The sequence below is a fragment of the Neglectibacter sp. X4 genome, assembly GCF_009917365.1.
Lineage (GTDB): Bacteria > Bacillota > Clostridia > Oscillospirales > Acutalibacteraceae > Acutalibacter.
In genome coordinates, this window is record NZ_QWLE01000367.1 from 1 (window position 1) to 502 (window position 502).

At 49.8% G+C, this 502-nt stretch carries 1 protein-coding gene; it reads left to right on the top strand.

The annotated features are described in order from the left end of the window. Positions 1-502: hypothetical protein (locus tag D1841_RS18610; RefSeq protein ID WP_237077195.1), on the top strand; the 502-nt coding region annotated here is incomplete at both ends.

The window sequence follows — 502 nt, forward strand, 5'->3', positions numbered from 1 at the left end:
AAGAGCCGGACGAGTTTGAGGACATCGACCCTGAGCTTATCCGTATGCAGCTTGAGAGCGATGAACCAAGCCCCTTTGTGGAGCAGGTCATGGCAGATGTGGAGCGCCTTGCAGCGGCAGAGCAGAAGCCAGAGCCAGAGCTTGAGCAAGAAGAAACAGAGGTTCTGAAACCCTCTTGGGAGCAGAATAAGACAAGAGTTCAGACCTTTGACCTGCACCCAGATATTCCGATGGCAGAACGCCACACCTTTGATCTTGCAAATAACAAGGTCGAGGAAGTAAACAAGAAAGAGCGCTTCCACAGGAATTATGCGGCGATAAAGGTCTTGAAGGACTGTCAGAGCGAAAACCGTTTTGCAACACCCGAAGAGCAGATTATCTTGTCGAAGTATGTCGGTTGGGGTGGTATTCCAGAGGTCTTTGACGAGGGTGCAGATTCTTGGCATACAGAATATGCGATGCTAAAGGACATTCTGACACCCGATGAGTATAACTCGGCAAG